This window comes from Megasphaera jansseni, from assembly GCF_047974155.1.
Lineage (GTDB): Bacteria > Bacillota > Negativicutes > Veillonellales > Megasphaeraceae > Megasphaera.
The window spans coordinates 1-972 of record NZ_JBHYRR010000071.1 but is presented as its reverse complement, the minus strand read 5'-3'; the positions used below and the strand labels follow the sequence as shown (position 1 = coordinate 972).

The window sequence follows — 972 nt, the reverse complement described above, 5'->3', positions numbered from 1 at the left end:
AGCCTCATGGCGAGAGTACAGGCGGTAGAGCACTGAACGGGGTAGGGGCCTATCCGGCTACTGAACCTAATCAAACTGCGAATGGCTGTACTTATCCATGGGAGTCAGACTGTGAGTAATAAGGCCCATAGTCAAGAGGGAAACAGCCCAGACCAACAGCTAAGGTCCCCAATGCCGTACTAAGTGGCGAAGGATGTGGAATTTCGAAAACAACCAGGATGTTGGCTCAGAAGCAGCCACCATTAAAAGAGTGCGTAATAGCTCACTGGTCGAGAGACTCTGCGCCGAAGATGTCCGGGGCTAAAGTACGGAACCGAAGCTTTGGCAATTAACTTTGTTAATTGGGTAGGGGAGCGTTCCTGCATGGGAGAAGCCTGACCGGAAGGACAGGTGGACAGGCAGGAAGAGAGAATGCCGGTATGAGTAGCGAAAAGAAGGGTGAGAATCCCTTCCACCGAAAGCCTAAGGGTTCCTGGGCAACGATCGTCGTCCCAGGGTAAGTCGGGACCTAATCCGAGGCGGAGACGCGTAGGAGATGGACAACAGGTTGAAATTCCTGTACTGGCTGAGGCCGTTTGAGCGAAGGAGTGACACAGGAAGGAAGGCGCGCGTGCGATTGGAAGAGCACGTCCAAGCAGGTAGGTTGGGAGACAGGCAAATCCGTTTCCCGGGAGGCCGAGATGCGATGGGGAGCTTCTGGAGACAGAAGCGAAGGGGCTGGCACTCAACTGTCGAGAAAAGCTTCTAGTGAGGACTCAGGCACCCGTACCGAAACCGACACAGGTAGGCAGGATGAGAATTCTAAGGTGCGCGGGAAAACCCTCGTTAAGGAACTCGGCAAAATATATCCGTAACTTCGGGAAAAGGATAACCCAGCGTACGTGAAGTGCAGAAGCGCATGGAGCGGAGATGGGTGGCAGAAGAGAGGCCCAAGCGACTGTTTACCACAAACACAGGCGTCTGCTAAAGCGA

At 53.9% G+C, this 972-nt stretch carries 1 rRNA gene; it reads left to right on the top strand.

The features are described 5' to 3' along the window. Window positions 1–972 (top strand): 23S ribosomal RNA (locus tag ACE418_RS13435); the annotation flags it as partial.